Below are 19072 nucleotides of genomic sequence, written 5' to 3' on the forward strand. Positions count from 1 at the left end.
GGGAAGTAAATACAGAGAGTTGAGGTATGGAGAATGAGAGAAATCCAGTATGAAATCGTAAAGGAAATCGCAGTATTGTCTACGGGCGACAGTGGCTACACAAAGGAAATCAATCTCATTTCATGGAATGGGAAAGAGCCGAAGTATGACATCCGCAGCTTTTCCCCGAACCGTGAAAAGTGCGGCAAGGGAATCACGCTGAACGCTGATGAAGCGGCGGCACTCCTTAAAGCATTACAGAAAGAATTAAACAGCGAGGATTAATGGTATCTGATTGGCAGGGCGGGGACATTTCCAAACTCTTCCCTGCCCTGTCTGGAAAGGAAGATTTAAGTATGGGCGAGGATAAGAAAGCAGATAAAAAGAGAAAGCGTATCGTGCCAAAAGCACCAGTGCAGATGATAATCAGCCGTGAATATGTCGGCACACAGACCGTTACAGAAGCGTTTGTCCCGATTATCTCCGAGGATATTCGGAAGAAGATTGCCGAGGGCGACACCTTCGACAATGAGGGGCTGTCCGCTTAGAATGTACGCAATGGGACATGAAAACAGATAGGACAGATACGGAGGTTTTACAGTATGGCAGGAATCAAAGAAGAAAAGAAAATCTATTTAGTCGGCATTTATTGCCGCTTATCTAAAGACGATGGTACGGATAACGAGAGTGCGAGCATTGCGACACAGAAATCCATCCTCACGGATTATGTGAAAAAGCAGGGATGGCACATAGCAAAAACGTATGTGGACGATGGTTATTCTGGTACAAATTTCCAAAGACCAAGTTTCCAGAATATGATAAAAGACATTGAAAGCGGTCTGATAAACTGCGTGATTACGAAAGATTTATCCCGTCTGGGGAGAAACTATCTTGATTGTGGGTTATATCTGGAAGTTTTCTTCCCAGAGCATAACGTGAGGTATATAGCGGTCAATGACGGCGTAGATACCTTGAATAAATCTGCTATGGACATCACGCCTTTCCGCAACATTTTAAACGAAATGTATGCCGCTGACATATCTGTTAAGATAAAATCGGCATATCGGGCGAGGTTTCAACAGGGGAAATTCATGGGAACTACCGCCCCTTATGGCTATATCAAAGACCCTGCCGACCACAACCATCTGCTGATAGATGATAAAGTGGCACATGTTGTAAAAGAGATATTCGACCTTGCATTAAAAGGGAATGGAGTTGCCAAAATTTGCAGACATCTTAATAAACAGCATATCCTACGCCCTGCCGCTTATGCGGCGGAGCGTGGCGAAACAGGCTTTGAACGTCATTTTGAGGGGAACGAGGACAAACGCTATATTTGGAGTGGGAACAGCGTGAGGAGCATTTTAAGAAGCCCGATATATGCGGGAAATCTTGTAGGCTACAAACGGATTGCCGCCAATATGAAAAGCAAGAAACGCCCCTCTAAGCTGCCCGAAGAATGGGAAGTGATACCCAATACCCATGAGGGAATAGTCACGCAGGAGGAATTTGATATTGTCCAACAGCTTATTACAAGTCGTAGGCTTCCACAGAACAAGGGAGGATTTGTAAATATTTTTGCAGGCGTTATCAAGTGTGTGGACTGCGGATGTGCTCTGCGGGCAATGAACGTACACAGGAGGAAACGCCCAGAGATTATCGACTGTGTACAGTATTCATGTAATAATTATGCAAGAAACGGAAGAAGCGAGTGTAGTGCCCACAATATAGAAGCAAGGGATTTATTCAATGCCGTTCTTGCCGACATCAACTGTTTTGCGGATATGGCAGTGAATGATGAAAAGGCGGTCAGGGCCATAGAAAAGCGGCTCACGGAAACAGACCAGAGCAGGGCGAAAGCATTAGAGAAAGAACGTAAGAAGCTGAACAAACGCCTTGCGGAACTGGACAGGCTGTTTTCCTCTCTCTACGAGGATAAGGTCATGGAGCGTATTACCGAGCGGAATTTTGAGATGATGTCGGGGAAATACCAGAAAGAGCAGCTTGAAATTGAAGCAAGGCTGAAAGAGGTGACGGAAACTCTTAATGAAAGCTACGAGAAATCACGGGGAATCCGTGACTTCCTCGCCCTTATCCGAAATTATCAAGGCTTAAAAGAACTGGATGCAACAGTTATAAACGCACTCATAGACAAGATACTTGTTTCGGAGCGTGAGAAGATGGCAGACGGAACAGTGAAGCAGGAAATCAAGATTTACTATAAATTCATCGGCTTTGTCGATGAATTACATATCATACCTACAAAACGGTGGGCAGCAATGCCCGCTAAAAATTGTACGGTGTGCGGCGTTGAATATGTCCCGGGCTCTGGTGCATCAAGGTATTGTCCTGCTTGTGCCAAGAAGATACGGAGGGAGAAATCAAACGAGAGCAAACGCAGGAGCAGAGAACAGAAAAGGATAGCATGTATGAACTGTCCGCAAAAAATGACCGACTGATCTGGAACAAAGAGCAGGACGAACCGTCCGGCAGGGAAACAAAAATCCGAAGGTAGATGTTGTCCGATATGTTACAGAAGGAACATTCGATGCGTATTTGTATCAGATTATAGAGAATAAGCAAAAATTCATTTCTCAAATCATGACCAGTAAAAGTCCTGCAAGGTCAGTAGAGGATATTGATGAAGCGGCACTGTCGTATGCAGAAATCAAAGCCTTAGCTGTTGGAAATCCGTATATAAAAGAGAAGATGGATCTGGATATTCAGGTATCAAAGCTTCAACTATTGAAGCAGAGCTTTCTTAGTCAGAAGTATGAAATGGAAGATAAAGCAGTGCGATATTTCCCAAATGAGATCAGGCAGTGTGAACAACGGATTGCGGATTATGAATCAGATATTGCGCTGGCAAAGGAAAATACGCCGCCAGACCGAGAGACATTTCCAGAAATGCAGATCCATGATGTGGTATATACAGAAAAGAAAGAAGCAGGTCAGGCAATCATAGAAGCGTGTAAAGCAATGAAATCGGCAGATGCAGTGCTGATTGGAAGGTATCGTGGTTTTCCAATGAAGTTGTCTTATGATTCTTTTCAGAAGGTGTTTGTAATCTCCATGTATGGAAAACAAGTGTACCATGTACCGCTTGGAACAGATATTCATGGTAATATCACACGTCTGGATAATAAGATTCAGGAGATTCCAGACAAAATGTTACGGTGTCAGGATAAGTTGGAAAACCTCAAGGTGCAGTTGGAGAATGCCAAAGAGGAAGCACAGAAAGAGTTTCCACAGGAAGCAGAACTGGCAGAAAAAGTAGCAAGGCTTGGAGAATTAAATGTACTTCTGGATATGGATAAGAAGGACCAGGTGTTGTTGGACGATGGAGAAGGAGTGGAGATAGAGCCGGAACAAAAGAAAAAAGAGCGTGAGCGGTAGAAAGGATTCAGTCTGCCAGAGAGTTTCTGGCAGATTGAATGTGAAAATCGCACAGTCGTTTTCTCCTGAGAAACTTGCTATAGTTAGCAAAAACAACAGGAGGAAGGAGAGCATGAAATCATTATTTGCAAACGAAGAAATCATTTTACCGTCATGGCTAAAGATATTACTGGAAACAATAGACAGTGAGACAATCCAGGAACTATCTGAGAATCAAGAATATCGGAAAATGCAGATAAGAAGAAAAGAGTTGTTAGAACATTATCCGATTATAGAAAAAGTCATAGACGATGAAGGAAAGGTATCCATATCAGAACAGGAGCATAAAGCGCTTTTGGAGTATTTTCTGGTTAAGGATCGTATGGAAAATGAAGAACGTCTGTATCATTATCTGTATGGACATATCCATTGCTATGAATATATGAAAAAGATTGGGGTGATAAAGCATGAAAATCAGTGATTTTGATATTTATCATTTGCCACCTTTGATGGGAAGTTTTGTGGATTTTATTGAAGATAAATGTAGAAAACTTCTGGAAGAATCCCCACAGTTTACTGAATTGATGAGAGAAGATCATGAGCTATTGGATAAATACTGGTTTCTTAATACAATCACTGATACCAATGGAGTTACAAATGCACTGAATCTGAGTTATGAAGAAACAAAAGCATTACAAAGATTTTGTACAGTAGAAGAAGATATTAACTGTTGGCAACGGTTACAAATGTATCTGTTAGGTATGGAACATGCCATGGAATTGTTGGAATTATTGAAGATAGGAAGAACTTGTAAAGGGGATAAAATTATGTTAAGCTCTTATAAACAAACGGGAAATAAGGAAGATACGGAAAAAGAAAGAGGTGATACTATGGCAGAGAATAATACAAAAGAATTAGATTTTGACCGGAAGCATGAAGAAGATTTACAGCGTCTGCGAGGACTGAGATTGTTGGACGATGATTTCATGCAAAAGGTATTTGAGGATAAAGCGTGTACGGAATTTTTGCTTCAGATTATTTTAAACCGTACAGATTTGAAAGTATTGCGAGTGAACGGACAGCAGGATATTAAGAATCTTCAGGGACGTTCAGTAAGACTGGATATACTGGCGGTTGATGCAGACAACAGAGTATATAATATCGAGATACAGAGAAGTGATAAGGGTGCCGGAGTGAAAAGAGCAAGATACAACAGCAGCCTTATCGATGCAAATGTGACAGAGCCTGGTGAAAAATATGAAAATTTGTGTGAATCCTATGTTATTTTTATTACAGAAAATGATATAATGAAAGTGGGATTACCAATCTATCATATTGACAGAACGGTAAAAGAAACAGGCGAATTGTTTGGTGATGAATCGCATATTATATATGTGAACTCACAAATTAAAGACGAATCTGCATTAGGAAAGCTGATGCATGATTTTTCCTGTACCGATGCCAAGGATATGAAATATAAAATTCTGGCAGATCGAGTTCGATATTTTAAAGAAGATGAGAAAGGAGTTGCGACTATGTGTAGAGCGATGGAAGAAATGAGAAATGAAACTGCACGTGAAACAGAACATGCAAAAGCAATTAAAGTTGCAAAAGGTATGTTGCAGTCTGGTAAATTATCATATGAAGAAATAGCTGAAATAGCAGAATTGTCCATAGATGAAGTCAAAGCTCTGGACGAAAAAGTGATTGCTTAGCATGAAAATGTTACATAACCGGGTGGTTTCCTGAATGGGAAATTGCCCGGTTATTTTTATGCCCGGATATGAAAATATCAATTCAGGGCAGGAAAGGAGAGGAGCTTATGCCATATATACCACCTCAGGTTGTGCAGGAAGTAAAGAGAATAGACTTGCTGACGTATCTGAAAAATTATGAACCTTATGAGTTGGTTCACTTTTCCGGTAACACTTATACCACCAGAACGCATGACAGTTTGAAGATATCTAATGGTAAATGGATGTGGTGGAGTAGAGGAATTGGTGGCAGGTCAGCACTGGATTATCTGATTAAAGTAAAAGATTACAGCTTTTTGGAGGCGGTTGAATTGCTTGCAGGACAGGCAAATATTCAACCGCCTCTTTCTGTATCTGAGCAGCTTCCAGTGGAAAAACATCTGCTGTTACCAAAAGAAAATCGGTATCACACAAATGTGTTCAGTTATCTTACTGGACGGGGAATTGACAATGATATTGTTCGATTCTGTATAGAAACTGGAAAAATTTATGAGAGTGCGTATCATCATAATGCAGTTTTTGTTGGTATGGATCAACAGGGAAAACCACAATATGCAGCACTTCGTGGAATCAATACAGATTTTATTGGAGAAGCAAATGGAAGTGATAAGAATTATTCTTTTTTAATTCCGGCAGAGAAAATGAGTGATAAAGTGCATGTATTTGAATCGGCTATTGACCTGTTATCTTATGCAACGATGCAGAAATTGGACGGGAAAGAGTGGCGGACGGAGCATTTATTGTCGTTGGCGGGTGTGTATCAACCTGCAAAAGAGATAGAAAGAAGCAAAGTCCCAGCGGCATTGACACGATTTTTGAAGGAACATTCGGATGTAAAAGAGATTGTATTACATTTGGATAATGACCGTACCGGAAGACTTGCAACAAAAGCAATCCAAACAGTTGTACCCAAAAAATATCGTGTAAAAGACCAACCACCAACGAAAGGCAAGGACTGTAATGATATGTTGTGCCTGAGATTAAATCTTGGATTAACAAGGCGGGAGAAGTCAAAAAATCAGAAAAGCAACCGTCCATGGGAACGCTGAGCAGGAAGAAAGGAGACGGAATTACATGAAAATAGTGAAGTATGAGCTGTCATTGGTTCAGAAAAAAGAGTTGATTTTAACGATGGAAGATAATGTGGACAGCGAAAATCTGTTGAAGATTTTTCTGGAAACACAGGTGAAAGAAGAAAAAGAACAGGACGGCTTGATTGGAATTATTGCTGAAAAGGTATCAGAAGAAAGCTGTACGGAGCAGTGTGAAAGCTGTCAAAAGTATTGTCCGGCGAGTGAAGAATGTATGGCAACTGATGAAAATGTACGCTGTACAGAGTGTGAATATTTGTGTAAAACTTGTGGGCGATGTGAACTAAAAGAGGAAAAAGACTTCGGACATGATTGCGGGCAGGAGTGCAAAGAATGTGGATTTGCTTGTACAAAATGTGGTTGTTGTACAAATCCAATGTTGGAATTACAGCCAGGAAAGTATTTGTTTTTCGGAAGGTAAATTCTTTGGTACCTGGAGCAACGAGACGGGTGCAGAAGAATACACAATACCAGCAAGCAACGCCTTTGGATTGCCATACAGGTTTCCTGTCTGTCAGTCCTACAGCAGCTTGTCAGGGAGAATCCCTGAAACCCTTACACAATAGTTAAAATATGGAGAAACAGGAGACATGAAGAAAATGATTTTATTTATTGCAGGAATATTTATCGGAAGTGTAGTCGGTGTAATCGCAATGTGCATTTTACAGGTGAATAGAAAGTAAGTGGAGGAGAAAGAAAATGGTAAGTGTTGATTTGACAATCAGAAACAAGAAAAAAGAAGCAAAACGTTACGAAGCGTATTTAAAGAAATTGGGCAAAAAGAAAGGGGAACAGAAGAAATGATAGCAGAGAAAGTATTTGCGGAAGGTGTTGCAAAGGATATTCGTAATTATCTTCCACCAGAGTATGAAGATGCAGATTTTCAGGTCGTGCAGAAAAATAAAAATAATGGAATTCAGTTAATAGGAGTACAGGTAAATCTTCCGGAAAGAAATGCAAGTCCGATTATTTATATGGAACAATTCTTTGATGAAATCCGACAAGGGGAACCTGTTGAGTGTGTAATGAACAGGATTGCAAGTTATATAGAGAAATCGAGCCGGGCTCCATTTATGAATAGCGGGATTGATCTGACAAACTATGATTCGTTAAAAGAGCATCTGGCAATTAAACTTGTGAACACACAGGCAAATCGAAAGATGCTGCAGGAAATGCCTCATGAAAATATTGAAGATTTATCTGCTATCTGCTATGTGGATTTTCCAGTAGATTCAGGAGAAGGAAAAGCAACCTTGGAGGTAAGAAATCAACATCTCAGCATTTGGAATATTGATGCGAAAAAAATATTTCAACAGGCAAGATCAAATACACAGCCTGTAAATACCCCGATTCTCCAGTCAATGGACGAAATGATGTTGAGTATTTTTAATGAAGAAGGACACTCAACAAACCTTTTAAATGAAAGTGTTGAATTTGGACTTCGTTCACATGATATGCTGTATGCACTTACAAATATGGAAAAGCAGTATGGAGCATCTATGATTACTCAACCAGAGGTTTTGAATAAACTAGAGCAGCTTTTTCCAGAAGGGTTTTATGTTCTTCCGTCATCAGTCCATGAAGTTTTGATTGTACCGGATAATGGTGAAGTTGAACCAAGAAGATTGGGCGAAATGGTGCGGGCAGTAAACTGGGCAGAGGTTAAGCGTGAGGAGGTTCTCTCAGACAGAGTTTACAGCTACGATAAAGAAAAACACCAGATTCGCCAGGAACCAGATTCTATACAGAAAGCAAAGGAGATGGAGCGTTGAGAAAACGTAATGTAGCAATTCTTTTTCGGTTGAACAAAAAGGAAGCCGAAGCATTGGATAAGAAAGTAAAGAAAAGCGGACTGAACCGAGAAGCGTACCTGAGACAGTTAATCTCCGGTGTTGTTCCAAAAGATGCACCGCCGCCAGATTATTATTCTATGATGCGAGAGCTTCACAAAATTGGAAATAACTTAAATCAGATTGCACAGAAAGCACATGTGTTAAATGTGGTAGATGTGCAGCGATACGATCAGGAAGTGCGGAAGTTCAATGAAGCAGTCCGTAAGATTACAGAAGCAGTAATACTTCCGGAGAAAAACGAATCATGGCAGTGACATCAATCTGGAGTATCAAAGGTTGGATAGGAAAAGTAATTAAGTATGCGGAGAACCCGGACAAGACGAAAGAGAACAATGAAGGGCAGATATCTGAGAATCAATCACAATCCACACAGGGATTAGAGGATGTAATTACCTATGCGGTGAATACTGAAAAGACCAGACGGGGACAATCTGAATCTATGGAAAGGAAACTTGTCGGAGAATCGGAAGAACTGATGGAACAGTATGTATCTGGAGTTAATTGTGCACCGACAACCGCCAGAGAAGAAATGATCGCAGTCAAAAAGCGTTTTGGAAAAGAGGACGGAATTGTTGCATTTCATGGATACCAGTCTTTTGCACCGGGAGAATGTAATCCGGAAATGGCACATGAGATCGGAAAGAAGCTGGCAGAAGAATTGTGGGGCAGTCAGTATCAGGTATTGATTGCAACCCATTTGGATAAGGCAAATCATCTGCACAATCATTTTGTGGTGAACTCAGTTTCATTCCTTGACGGAAAAAGATACCACAGGACAAATCAGGATTGCTTTAGGGAAACAAAGAACAAAAAAGTATATGTATTGGAGGAGAGCTATTTATGATCGTACCACGTTATTATGAAAATCTAAGCGTACTGCACGAAAACACAATGCCAGCCAGATCCTATTATATTCCGGCATCCAAAAGAATGGATAACTTGGTGGAACACAGAGAAGAATCAGATCGTATGCAGTTATTGAATGGAACTTGGAAATTCCAGTATTTTAACAGCATCTATGACATTCAGGATTCTTTCTTTGAGAAGAATTATGATACAGAAAATTTTGATGAGATTCAGGTTCCAAGTGTATGGCAGATGGCAGGATATGATACACACCAGTATACAAACATCCGGTATCCGTTTCCGTTTGATCCACCATATGTGCCACAGGATATTCCGTGTGGAGCTTATGTACATAATTTTGAGTACAGCAGAGATGAGAAAGCATCAAAAGCTTTTTTGAACTTTGAAGGAGTGGACAGTTGCTTTTATGTATGGATCAATGGCTCTTACATAGGATACAGCCAGGTTTCACATATGACCAGTGAGTTTGATGTTACCGATGTACTTCAGGATGGAACGAATACGGTGGCAGTGTTGGTAATGAAATGGTGTGATGGTTCCTATTTGGAAGATCAGGACAAATTCCGTATGAGTGGTATTTTCCGGGATGTGTACATTTTGAAACGCCCAAAACAGGCAATCAGTGATTATCATATTAAAACAAGAATTGAGGATATGCTTGCGAAAGTAGAAATTGAAATGAAATTCTACTCTCCCTTAAATGTAAAAATTTCGATTGAAGATAGAAACGGAGCAGTTGTAGCACTAGGAAGTATTGCTGAAGAAGGAACAGCTGTATTAGAAATCGTAAGTCCGGAACTTTGGAATACAGAAAATCCATATCTATATAAACTAATTCTTGAAACAGAGAATGAAGTAATTGTAGATCACATTGCATTAAGAAAGATAGAGATTAAAGACCAGGTCATTTACTTAAATGGACAGAAGATTAAATTCCGTGGTGTCAATCGACATGATTCCGATCCGGTTACTGGATTTACAATCAGTCTGGAACAGCTTACAACTGATCTTACGTTAATGAAGCAGCATAATTTTAATGCGATCCGTTCCAGCCACTATCCGAACGCACCATTTTTCTATGAAATGTGTGACAAGTATGGATTCATGGTGATAGATGAAGCAGATATTGAAGCTCATGGTCCGTTTATGATCTACAGAAAAGAAGACACCGATTACAATCGGTTCAAACGATGGAATGAGATGATTGCAGATGATCCGGCATGGGAAGAGGCAATCGTTGATCGCGTAAAACTCATGGTGGAACGTGACAAAAACCGTTTCTGTATTGTTATGTGGTCAATGGGAAATGAGAGTGCTTATGGCTGCAACTTTGAAAAAGCACTGGAATGGACAAAGAATTTTGATCCAGACCGCATCACACAATATGAGAGTGCAAGATACCGTAATTATGATGAAACATATGATTATAGCAATCTGGATGTGTACAGCCGGATGTATCCGGCGCTTTCCGAAATTCAGGAATATCTGGATAAAGATGGAAGCAAACCCTTCCTTTTGGTAGAGTACTGTCACAGTATGGGAAACGGACCTGGAGATTTTGAAGATTACTTCCAGATGATTCAGGATAATGATAAAATGTGCGGCGGCTTTGTCTGGGAATGGTGTGACCATGCGATTGCTCATGGAACTGCTGAGAATGGAAAGACTATATATGCTTATGGGGGCGACCATGGCGAAGAAATTCATGATGGCAACTTCTGTATGGATGGATTAGTATATCCGGACAGAACGGTACATACAGGACTTTTGGAATACAAGAATGTTTATCGCCCGGCAAGGGTTATTTCCTATGACAAAGAAAGCGGAGAACTGGTGCTTCATAACTACATGGATTTTGATGACTTGAAAGATTATGTGAAGATCAGTTATGAACTGACGCAGGACGGGCTTGTAATCAGCAAAGGTAAACTTCCAGAAGTTTCAGCAGCACCACATAGTGAAGGAAAAATAAACCTTAAAATCAATGTGCCAGAGAGTGGAAAATGTTATTTAAAATTTATTTATCATCTGAAAAAGGAATTGCCACTGTTGGATGAAGACCATATTCTTGGATTCGATGAAATTGAGGTAAGCAAAGACGGTGCAAAATGTAAACTTGCTGAGAAATGGCTACAAAAAACAGCAGTGGACTCTGAGTTACAGGTAAATGAAAATGATACACAGATCCATATCAAGGGGCGTGAATTTGCTTATACCATAGACAAACGTACTGCACTCTTTACAGAGATGAAATTCGCAGGGCGGGAATACCTGAACCATCCAATGGAATTAAATATTTGGAGAGCTCCAACAGATAACGATATGTACATCAAGTCTGAATGGAAGAAAGCCCATTATGATAAAGCTTATACAAGAGCTTACACGACAGAGGTCGTGCAGGGAAAGCATGGTGTGAAAATTACAAGCCATGCATCCGTTGTGGCAGAGACAGTACAGAAGATTCTTGATGTGACGATCATATGGAAAATAGAAGCTGCTGGAAAGATTGATGCAGATATTGCAGTAACAAAAGATGATGAATTCCCGGATCTTCCGAGATTTGGTGTGAGGATGTTCCTGGATAAAAAACTTTCAGCTGCACGATACTTTGGAATGGGACCACAGGAAAGTTATTGTGACAAACATCAGGCTGCGAGCCACGGTTTGTATCAGGCAAATGTAGATGATTTGCATGAGGATTATATTCGCCCACAGGAAAATGGAAGCCATTATGATTGTGAATATGTAGAGCTTAACAACAGCCGATATGGAATTGTGGTCTCTGCGGAAAATGCCTTCTCATTCAATGCTTCTTATTATACGCAGGAAGAACTTGAGGAGAAAACGCATAATTATGAACTGACAGAATCAGATAGTGTAGTATTTTGTGTTGACTACGCATTAAATGGCATTGGTTCTAACAGTTGTGGTCCAGTTGTATTGGATCAGTACCGATTTGATGATGTATTATTCCGGTTCCAGTTTACACTGATACCGTATATAAAGGGATAATAAAGTTTCATGTAACCCGTAAACAAGGAAAGAGAGTCTGATTGTTATGTAAAGTCCGGATATACAGAGCAATCAGACAAAAACAGAGAAAAAACTAGAATTAGACATCATACTCTGTTAGACATCTTGAAATTCTAAGTGCGATGAAGATGAGGAGCAAAGAAATTCGATGGAAGAAAAAAAGTATTTGAAATGGTATAACAAAATTGGATATGGATCAGGCGATATTGCAGGTAATGTAGTCTATGCGTTCCTGACATCTTTTATGATGGTCTATTTGACGGACTCAGTAGGACTTGCTGCAGGTGTCGTAGGTACCCTGATTGCCGTATCAAAACTATTTGATGGTTTTACGGATATATTTTTTGGATCAATGATTGACAAAACACACAGTAAAATGGGAAGAGCGAAGCCATGGATGCTATACGGATACATTGGTTGTGCTATTACGCTGGTCTGCTGCTTTGCAGTACCAGTCAGCTTTGGAACAACGGCTAAATACGCATGGTTCTTTATCTCTTATACACTGTTAAATGGTGTGTTTTATACAGCAAACAATATTGCTTACTCAGCACTTACGTCACTGATTACAAAGAACAGCAAAGAGCGTGTGCAGATGGGATCTTACCGTTTTATTTTTGCGTTTTCAACAAGTCTTCTGATTCAGGCGATTACAGTTGGATTTGTAGATAAATGTGGTGGAGATGCTGCGGCATGGAGAACGGTTGCTATTATCTATGCAATCATTGGTCTGGTCGTAAATACGATTTCAGCACTTTCTGTTAAGGAACTTCCTGAGGAAGAACTTAACGAAGGAGAAGTAAAGGATGATAATGAAAAGTACGGAATGGTACAGGCATTCAAGCTTCTTGTTAAAAACAAATATTACATGATGATTTGTGGAACATATATTTTACAGCAGTTATATGGTGCCATGATTGGAGCTGGCATTTATTACATGACATGGGTACTGAAAAATAAGAATTTGTTTGGACAATTTGCATGGGCAGTAAATATTCCGCTGATTATTGCCCTGATTTTCACACCGACATTAGTTGGTAAGTGGAAAGGTATGTATAAACTGAACTTAAGAGGTTATGTCTTAGCAGTCATCGGTAGAGCACTTGTTGTTGTTGCAGGATATATGGGCAGTGTTCCGCTGATGATGGCATTTACAGCTCTTGCAGCCTTAGGTCAGGGACCATGGCAGGGAGATATGAATGCAGTTATCGCATCCTGCTCTGAATACACTTATCTTACACAGGGAAAGAGAATTGACGGAACGCTGTACTCTTGTACTTCTCTTGGCGTAAAAATCGGTGGAGGTATTGGAACCGCTGTTGTTGGATGGATGCTTGAGTTCAGTGGATATGTCGGAACAAATGCAACTCAGCCACAGTCTGCACTTGATATGATGCAGTTTATGTATCTTTGGCTTCCGTTAATCTTTGATGTATTGATTATGTTTGTACTTTCAAGAATGAATGTAGAAGATGCAAATAAAAAACTGAAAGCAGAAAAAGGAATTGCTGCAGATGAAATAACAGATGCATCAGACATAAATTAGAATTGACAGGAGAAAGCGTTGTCTGGTCGTTGCTCGATGAGACAGTGCTTTTTCTATATATAAAGTGATTGAACTGTATTTTGAAAATAAAAAAGGACCACTTCATTTTTGTGAAATGGCCTTAAGAAAATATTCAGTTTTCACAAAATAGTCCTTTTAGTATTTATACATGGTAAGGATGTTCAAAATATTCAATGTAGAATACTAAAAGGTTATTCAGATATTTTTTTAGGTTGCTCATTTGCAATTCCTCCTTTCCTTATTTACAAGTTGATTATAAGATAGGTGTAAAAGAATTGCTTGCCAAATCGAAAGAAGATATAGACAAATGTTGCAAAGGGGAGTATTTCATGCAGTTAAAATATGTTGACACAAAAGAGGAGATTATAGCAATAAATAGGAAGTCAAAACATATTGAACCACATCTTCATAATGCACTGGAGATCGTTTGTGTAACAAGTGGAGCATTAGAACTTGGTGTCGGACAGGAACTATACCATATGGAAAAAGGAGATATAGGCTTTGTATTTCCAGATGTTATTCATCACTATCAGGTACTGATACCCGGTGTAAATAAAGCGACTTATCTGATTGCATCGCCATTTATGATAGTCAAATTTGCAGATATCATGCAATCCATGGCTCCTGAATACCCAATCATCAAAGCGGAAAAGGTTGAACCGGAGGTATATAGGGGTATAAATGCAATTTTAGAGACAGAACAGCCGGATATTACTGTTGCACAGGCATATCTTCAAATTGTGCTGGCACGCTGCATAGGAAAATTAAATTTGGTAGAAAAGAGTAGTGTGGGGAGCAATGATCTTATTTACCAGACAGTTTCCTATATATCAGCAAATTTTAAGAAGAAGTTTTCTCTGGAAGAGATGGCAAAAGATCTGGGGGTGAGCAAATATGTTTTATCCAGACTCTTTTCCAAAACATTCCATAGAAACTTTAATCAATATCTTAACGATGCAAGGCTGAACTATGCATGCCATCGTTTGGAAAATACGAGTGATTCTATTACAAACATTTGTCTGGATAGTGGATTTGAAAGTCAGAGAACATTTAACCGAGTATTTAAAGAAAGATATAAAATATCACCGAGTGATTATCGGAGTATTTGTGTGAAAGAGATGCTGTCATAAAAGGTTCTGTTGATAGAAATATTTACTTTGATTTCACAGTACTATGTATTTGATTTTCCTTATTGTTCTGTGCACTGTTAGGCGTGGCAGTGCTTCTATGGATGTCCTGGCTGGTGCAAAGAGGAGCTGTGGCGTGAGGAACAGTGGTGGAAAATTAGACTGGTATTCAAGTACGGGTATGTAGTATAATATACAGGAGTTGTCCGCTTTACGTATATGAATGAAATGTCAGGGGCGGCGGACAGATTATGAATAAGACCCTCGACATGATAAAAGGAGAATATAAGATTATGGAGCAGAAAGTATTAGCCGTTGTAGGCGGACATGAAATTACAGATAAAGAGGTAGATGCATTTATAAAGAGTCTTCCGAGAGAGCAGCAGATGTATGCTTCTAATCCGCAGTTCCGTGCACAGTGTCAGGAGCAGTTGGAAGCACTTTATTCATTTGCAAAATATGGAGAAGAACTGAAGTTAGATGAGACAGAAGAATATAAGAGTGTAATGGAGAATGCAAGAAAAGATATTCTTGCACGCCTTGCTATGAAGCAGTTATTTGATAGTGTGAAAGTGACTGACGAGGAAGTCAAAGATTATTATGAAGCAAATAAGTCTCAGTTTAAAAAAGGGGCGACTGTTCACGCAAAGCATATCCTTACAGATTCCGAGGAAAAATGTAATCAGATTCTGGAATCTATTGTAAGCGGTGAGAAAGTATTCGAAGACGCAGCAAAAGAATTTTCTACATGCCCTTCCGGACAGAGAGGCGGAGACCTTGGAGAATTCGGCAAAGGACAGATGGTCAAGGAATTTGAGGATGCAGCATTTGCAGCAGAGATCGGGCATGTAGTCGGACCTGTGAAAACTCAGTTCGGATATCACCTGATTAAAGTTGAGGAGAAAAAAGATGCAGCAGAATCCAGCTTTGACGAGGTGAAAGAACAGATCAAGAGCCAGCTCAAACAGCAGAAACAGGGCGATGCTTACAGCAAAAAAGTAGCAGAACTGACAGAGAAATATAAAGAAAAATAAAGTGAAAAATTATGGTAGCTGCTCGACAAAGGCGGCGAAATAAAAAGTATAAGATCCAAAATGGCTGGCTTAAAATGCTGTAAGGCATTTGATTAGCAAAAGTAAAATTGCCAGGAATAGAATATTTGCAACTGTAAATAAAGTAAAATATTTTCCACGCAGGTGAGGATTCTCTTTTGCAATGTATTTAAAGCTAATGAGGCTTGCCATAGAGGCAATCAGTGTTCCAAGCCCGCCGATATTGGTGCCGATGATCAAGGATGTGTAGTTATTCGCAAAACCAGACAGCAGAATCGCAGCTGGCACATTGCTCATGACCTGGCTTGCCAGAATTGCAGTGATTGTCTCACGTCCGGTCATAATACTGCTGAGGAAATGGCTGAACTGAGAAATACGTCCAAGGTTTCCAATAAAAATAAATAATGCAGTAAAGGTTGCCAGAAGAGAGTAATCGACTTTCCCAAGCAAAGTGTGGTTGCGAATTATGACATAAAGAACAACCAAAAGGAGCGGAATCCGAAAGTCGAGAATATGTGCAACGGTCAGGAGACAGGCTGCAAAAAGTGACAAGTATGCAATGAGATATTCTGTTTTTCGGGTTGCAGTACTTTTCAGAATATTTTCCCTATGATGTTCGGAAGTATTAGAAAATGACAGGGATATATCGTTCCTTTTGCTCATTTTTGGAGCTTTGGATGCGGCAAACCTAATCCAGAACAGTAACAATATCAAGGAAACGACAGAATAAGGAAGCATTAATCGTATTAATGCGAAAGCAGACATATCAGCCTGGGCATAAAGATAAAGGTTCTGTGGATTTCCGATAGGAGTCAGCATACTTCCGAGATTTGCAGCAATCGTCTGCATGACAACTACTTTTATAAGCCAGTATTCGGTCAGTTCTTCCGGCAATTTATGCAACATGATGAGTGCTAAAGGCACAAATGTAATCAGAGCAACATCATTTGTAATTACCATAGAAAAGAAAAAACACAACAGTACGAGCAGTGTTACAATTGCTTTTGTTCCGTGGGCTTTTGACAACATTTTTTCTGCCAGAAAATCAAAAACGCCAATCTCTTTCAGCCCTGCTACAATTGTCATCAGACAAAATAAAAGACCGAGGGTCCGAAAATCAATATAAGAAATATAAGTGTGGTCCGGTTTTATCCAGAACATCGAAAAAACAGCCAGAATCACGGAGATAGATAAAACAGTCTCTTTCTGGAAAAATGTGTATAATTTTCGTATCATTTGTAAAAATCCTCTCTTAAAATGAAATCACCAGATGCAAGTATAACATAGGGAGCAAAAGAAGTCATGTGGATTCTTGAATTAACGGAAATTAACGATGAAGAGGTTTTGTGACTTTTCATTGCCTGCTTTTTTGGATAATTATATCATTAAATGCTATGATGTTCTTCATACGCAGGGAAAGGAATATTTGGTAGAAGATTTGATTGAGAATGAGTCAGAACTTTTTAGATAAATAATGTAAGAAAACAAAATAACAGATAGAGTGTAGCCGATTGGTTCAATATGAGTCAGTCGACTTTTTTTGCTCATTTTTATACATAGCCAGTCCAGTAAAAAGGATTGGCTATTAAATTTTTCAAGGAAGGAGGAAACCATATGACCAAGTGTAAAGTAAAAATTAACAAGGAAATCAGGGATTACACAGAAGCAATCTTTTTCGGATTGTCCCTGAGACAGTTTATCTTTTCAGTATTAGCCGGCGGGATTGCCGTTGGGCTTTGTTTTTTGCTTCACCCATACATGAGCATGGAAACAGGGAGTTGGATTTGTGTACTGGGAGCTGCCCCCTTATGTGGTGTTTGGATTTGTAATTCCAAGAAGTGTACAACAGGTAATTCCCATCGAGACCATCTGGTCTGACGGGATATTTAAAATCGGGAGAAATAAATTTGCACGTACTTATAAATTTACAGATATCAACTATGCGGTGGCAAGCAAAGTAGATAAGTCAACCAGTTCCAACAGCATGGTGCAGGAAAAACGTCTGCTTGGTGTGGAGACAAATATCACAAACTGGCAGAGACGGCAAAATGCAAACAATAACTTTTCTGCTGTCATTCCGTATGATTTGGAACAGCAGAGAAACACTTCTAAATATCTCCACGGAACAGATGGGATATATCACAAATGCAGATGCCGGTTGTGGTCTGGTGAAATACGGAAGTTCGCTTGTACCGTTCGTCAATAGATTCCCAACCAATATAAGATTGTATGAACTGATGACCGCAAAACCGGGAGAGGATAGTGTCAACAGGGGAAGAATGTAAAATAATATTATTTTCAGATGTTGAAAAAATGGGTTTGCAAATTGATAAACGTACAATATTCTGTTATAATAATGTACAAAGAAAGGAGGAGTTACAATGCCGGTAATAAGACCAATTACAGATTTAAGAAATACAAATGAAATATCTGAAATATGTCACAAACAACAGCAACCAGTATTTATTACAAAAAATGGTTATGGAGATTTAGTAGTTATGAGTATGGAAACTTATGAAGAATTACTCAGCACAAATCAGATTGATAAGGCAATTTTTGAAGCAGAACGGGAAGTCGCAGAAGGTGCAGAATTATTAGATGCACGTGAGGCATTGGGAGAACTCAGGAGAAAACACTTTGGATAAATATACCGTAAAAATGTTTCCACAGGCATATAGAGATATTGATAAGATATACGAGCAGGCAAATCTTGTTAGTAATTATGCTGATGATGCAATTGCACTGGCAGAAAAACTTGAAAAAGCAATTTTAAGTTTGGAAGAACAGCCATATCGAGGGGCAGAAAGAAAATATGGATTTTATGCTTTTAAAGGATATAGGCAGTTGATTGTAGAAAATTATATTATCATTTATGAAGTGTTTGAAAATGAAAAAGTTGTTGCAGTGGTAACTGTAAAATATGGAAAAAGTGAGTTTTAGAATCAAGAAATCTCACTGAAATATAAAGGGTACTAAAAAACGTCACAATTTGTGGCGTTTTTTTAGTGCAGGAAAAAAGGAGACCAAAGAGAATAGGGTATGTAGCGAGTACACGTGCTAAATATTTACTAGTATGGGGAGTGCCCAAAATGAATTCAGAAGATAAAGAATTATTAAAATCGTATGGATTTGTTAATGGTGAAGATTTGATTTAATATAAAAGTCAAAAAATTATGTAAGTAAGTATTCTTTTAAAACATAATATTTTACTTGACTTTTAAATATTACAGGTGTAAGATTTTGAAAAATAAAATAATTAGAAGAAAGGGGTATCTATGAAAAGAAAACGGAAAAAGCAAAACACCCAAAAATCTTACATTTGTAAGATTTTTGGGCTGATAGTAGCTATAACAGTAATTGCTGTTTCAGGAGGT

The 19072-nt window shown here is 39.2% G+C and carries 20 protein-coding genes and 2 pseudogenes; 21 read left to right on the forward strand and 1 reads right to left on the reverse strand.

Annotated elements, in window-relative coordinates; genetic code table 11:
• The first annotated feature begins 33 nt into the window (after window positions 1–33).
• The 16 genes from LI149_RS11135 to LI149_RS11210 all read left to right on the forward strand — a co-directional run bounded on the left by LI149_RS11135 (window position 34) and on the right by LI149_RS11210 (window position 15680).
• The gene (locus LI149_RS11135; RefSeq protein ID WP_001206986.1) at window positions 34–264 is read left to right on the forward strand and encodes a YdbC family protein; all 231 of its coding nucleotides are present in this window, start codon (window positions 34–36) and stop codon (window positions 262–264) included.
• Between the two features lie 71 nt (window positions 265–335).
• Entirely contained in the window at window positions 336–527 is a 192-nt protein-coding gene (locus LI149_RS11140; protein ID WP_001820669.1) for a hypothetical protein, read from the forward strand.
• Between the two features lie 54 nt (window positions 528–581).
• Window positions 582–2438 (forward strand): recombinase family protein, encoded by a 1857-nt coding sequence (locus LI149_RS11145; protein ID WP_001820670.1) that lies wholly within the window; start codon window positions 582–584, stop codon window positions 2436–2438.
• Between the two features lie 142 nt (window positions 2439–2580).
• Window positions 2581–3375 (forward strand): hypothetical protein, encoded by a 795-nt coding sequence (locus LI149_RS11150; RefSeq protein WP_227143359.1) that lies wholly within the window; start codon window positions 2581–2583, stop codon window positions 3373–3375.
• A 112-nt stretch (window positions 3376–3487) separates the two neighbouring features.
• On the forward strand, window positions 3488–3835 hold the full coding sequence (locus tag LI149_RS11155) for a hypothetical protein (protein ID WP_227143360.1): 348 nt from the start codon (window positions 3488–3490) through the stop codon (window positions 3833–3835).
• Window positions 3836–4244: 409 nt separating this feature from the next.
• Window positions 4245–5069: a PD-(D/E)XK nuclease family transposase gene (locus LI149_RS11160; protein WP_028087748.1), complete on the forward strand. Its 825-nt coding sequence runs from the start codon at window positions 4245–4247 to the stop codon at window positions 5067–5069.
• A gap of 107 nt (window positions 5070–5176) precedes the next feature.
• On the forward strand, window positions 5177–6157 hold the full coding sequence (locus tag LI149_RS11165; RefSeq protein ID WP_227143361.1) for a DUF3991 and TOPRIM domain-containing protein: 981 nt from the start codon (window positions 5177–5179) through the stop codon (window positions 6155–6157).
• A 25-nt stretch (window positions 6158–6182) separates the two neighbouring features.
• The gene (locus LI149_RS11170; protein WP_227143362.1) at window positions 6183–6620 is read left to right on the forward strand and encodes a hypothetical protein; all 438 of its coding nucleotides are present in this window, start codon (window positions 6183–6185) and stop codon (window positions 6618–6620) included.
• 169 nt (window positions 6621–6789) lie between these two features.
• A complete protein-coding gene (locus LI149_RS11175; protein ID WP_005343171.1) occupies window positions 6790–6882 on the forward strand; it encodes a DUF3789 domain-containing protein in 93 nt (30 codons plus the stop codon).
• A gap of 117 nt (window positions 6883–6999) precedes the next feature.
• Window positions 7000–7971: a DUF5688 family protein gene (locus tag LI149_RS11180; protein ID WP_105309230.1), complete on the forward strand. Its 972-nt coding sequence runs from the start codon at window positions 7000–7002 to the stop codon at window positions 7969–7971.
• Window positions 7968–8306, forward strand: coding sequence for a plasmid mobilization relaxosome protein MobC (gene mobC / locus LI149_RS11185; RefSeq protein ID WP_005342533.1), 339 nt, complete (start codon window positions 7968–7970; stop codon window positions 8304–8306). Before LI149_RS11180 ends, mobC begins: the two co-directional genes overlap by 4 nt.
• On the forward strand, window positions 8297–8896 hold the full coding sequence (locus LI149_RS11190; protein WP_227143363.1) for a relaxase/mobilization nuclease domain-containing protein: 600 nt from the start codon (window positions 8297–8299) through the stop codon (window positions 8894–8896). The genes mobC and LI149_RS11190 overlap by 10 nt, the downstream gene beginning before the upstream one ends.
• Entirely contained in the window at window positions 8893–11931 is a 3039-nt protein-coding gene (locus LI149_RS11195) for a glycoside hydrolase family 2 TIM barrel-domain containing protein (RefSeq protein WP_227143364.1), read from the forward strand. Before LI149_RS11190 ends, LI149_RS11195 begins: the two co-directional genes overlap by 4 nt.
• Window positions 11932–12100: 169 nt before the next feature.
• Window positions 12101–13498, forward strand: coding sequence for an MFS transporter (locus LI149_RS11200; RefSeq protein ID WP_227143365.1), 1398 nt, complete (start codon window positions 12101–12103; stop codon window positions 13496–13498).
• A 350-nt stretch (window positions 13499–13848) separates the two neighbouring features.
• On the forward strand, window positions 13849–14649 hold the full coding sequence (locus LI149_RS11205) for an AraC family transcriptional regulator (protein WP_227143366.1): 801 nt from the start codon (window positions 13849–13851) through the stop codon (window positions 14647–14649).
• Window positions 14650–14897: 248 nt separating this feature from the next.
• On the forward strand, window positions 14898–15680 hold the full coding sequence (locus LI149_RS11210) for a peptidylprolyl isomerase (RefSeq protein ID WP_331464058.1): 783 nt from the start codon (window positions 14898–14900) through the stop codon (window positions 15678–15680).
• 69 nt (window positions 15681–15749) lie between these two features.
• Here the strand turns inward: LI149_RS11210 and LI149_RS11215 are convergent, their stop codons facing one another.
• Window positions 15750–16934 (reverse strand): SLC13 family permease, encoded by a 1185-nt coding sequence (locus LI149_RS11215; protein WP_168934212.1) that lies wholly within the window; start codon window positions 16932–16934, stop codon window positions 15750–15752.
• Between the two features lie 97 nt (window positions 16935–17031).
• Between LI149_RS11215 and LI149_RS15740 the strand changes: the two genes are divergently transcribed.
• The 5 genes and pseudogenes from LI149_RS15740 to LI149_RS11240 all read left to right on the forward strand — a co-directional run bounded on the left by LI149_RS15740 (window position 17032) and on the right by LI149_RS11240 (window position 18638).
• Window positions 17032–17169, forward strand: a complete 138-nt coding sequence (locus LI149_RS15740; RefSeq protein ID WP_227143367.1) for a DUF3791 domain-containing protein — start codon at window positions 17032–17034, stop codon at window positions 17167–17169.
• A gap of 143 nt (window positions 17170–17312) precedes the next feature.
• Window positions 17313–17504: pseudogene (locus LI149_RS11225) on the forward strand (PrgI family protein); the annotation flags it as partial.
• Between the two features lie 299 nt (window positions 17505–17803).
• A pseudogene (locus LI149_RS15745) lies at window positions 17804–17983 on the forward strand (hypothetical protein); the annotation flags it as partial.
• Window positions 17984–18079: 96 nt separating this feature from the next.
• The gene (locus LI149_RS11235) at window positions 18080–18343 is read left to right on the forward strand and encodes a type II toxin-antitoxin system prevent-host-death family antitoxin (RefSeq protein WP_005341650.1); all 264 of its coding nucleotides are present in this window, start codon (window positions 18080–18082) and stop codon (window positions 18341–18343) included.
• Entirely contained in the window at window positions 18336–18638 is a 303-nt protein-coding gene (locus LI149_RS11240) for a type II toxin-antitoxin system RelE/ParE family toxin (RefSeq protein WP_173785796.1), read from the forward strand. Before LI149_RS11235 ends, LI149_RS11240 begins: the two co-directional genes overlap by 8 nt.
• Window positions 18639–19072 lie beyond the last annotated feature (434 nt).

It is taken from the genome of Dorea sp. 210702-DFI.3.17 (assembly GCF_020560825.1).
Lineage (GTDB): Bacteria > Bacillota > Clostridia > Lachnospirales > Lachnospiraceae > Dorea > Dorea formicigenerans.

What these genes read in the sequence shown, in the direction of transcription:
- LI149_RS11135 (WP_001206986.1), top strand. Translation starts at nt 34, where the DNA reads ATGAGAGAAATCCAGTATGAAATCGTAAAGGAAATCGCAGTATTGTCT.
- LI149_RS11140 (WP_001820669.1), top strand. Translation starts at nt 336, where the DNA reads ATGGGCGAGGATAAGAAAGCAGATAAAAAGAGAAAGCGTATCGTGCCA.
- LI149_RS11145 (WP_001820670.1), top strand. Translation starts at nt 582, where the DNA reads ATGGCAGGAATCAAAGAAGAAAAGAAAATCTATTTAGTCGGCATTTAT.
- LI149_RS11150 (WP_227143359.1), top strand. Translation starts at nt 2,581, where the DNA reads ATGACCAGTAAAAGTCCTGCAAGGTCAGTAGAGGATATTGATGAAGCG.
- LI149_RS11155 (WP_227143360.1), top strand. Translation starts at nt 3,488, where the DNA reads ATGAAATCATTATTTGCAAACGAAGAAATCATTTTACCGTCATGGCTA.
- LI149_RS11160 (WP_028087748.1), top strand. Translation starts at nt 4,245, where the DNA reads ATGGCAGAGAATAATACAAAAGAATTAGATTTTGACCGGAAGCATGAA.
- LI149_RS11165 (WP_227143361.1), top strand. Translation starts at nt 5,177, where the DNA reads ATGCCATATATACCACCTCAGGTTGTGCAGGAAGTAAAGAGAATAGAC.
- LI149_RS11170 (WP_227143362.1), top strand. Translation starts at nt 6,183, where the DNA reads ATGAAAATAGTGAAGTATGAGCTGTCATTGGTTCAGAAAAAAGAGTTG.
- LI149_RS11175 (WP_005343171.1), top strand. Translation starts at nt 6,790, where the DNA reads ATGAAGAAAATGATTTTATTTATTGCAGGAATATTTATCGGAAGTGTA.
- LI149_RS11180 (WP_105309230.1), top strand. Translation starts at nt 7,000, where the DNA reads ATGATAGCAGAGAAAGTATTTGCGGAAGGTGTTGCAAAGGATATTCGT.
- LI149_RS11190 (WP_227143363.1), top strand. Translation starts at nt 8,297, where the DNA reads ATGGCAGTGACATCAATCTGGAGTATCAAAGGTTGGATAGGAAAAGTA.
- LI149_RS11195 (WP_227143364.1), top strand. Translation starts at nt 8,893, where the DNA reads ATGATCGTACCACGTTATTATGAAAATCTAAGCGTACTGCACGAAAAC.
- LI149_RS11200 (WP_227143365.1), top strand. Translation starts at nt 12,101, where the DNA reads ATGGAAGAAAAAAAGTATTTGAAATGGTATAACAAAATTGGATATGGA.
- LI149_RS11205 (WP_227143366.1), top strand. Translation starts at nt 13,849, where the DNA reads ATGCAGTTAAAATATGTTGACACAAAAGAGGAGATTATAGCAATAAAT.
- LI149_RS11210 (WP_331464058.1), top strand. Translation starts at nt 14,898, where the DNA reads ATGAATAAGACCCTCGACATGATAAAAGGAGAATATAAGATTATGGAG.
- LI149_RS11215 (WP_168934212.1), bottom strand. Translation starts at nt 16,934, where the DNA reads ATGATACGAAAATTATACACATTTTTCCAGAAAGAGACTGTTTTATCT.
- LI149_RS15740 (WP_227143367.1), top strand. Translation starts at nt 17,032, where the DNA reads ATGAAGAGGTTTTGTGACTTTTCATTGCCTGCTTTTTTGGATAATTAT.
- LI149_RS11235 (WP_005341650.1), top strand. Translation starts at nt 18,080, where the DNA reads ATGCCGGTAATAAGACCAATTACAGATTTAAGAAATACAAATGAAATA.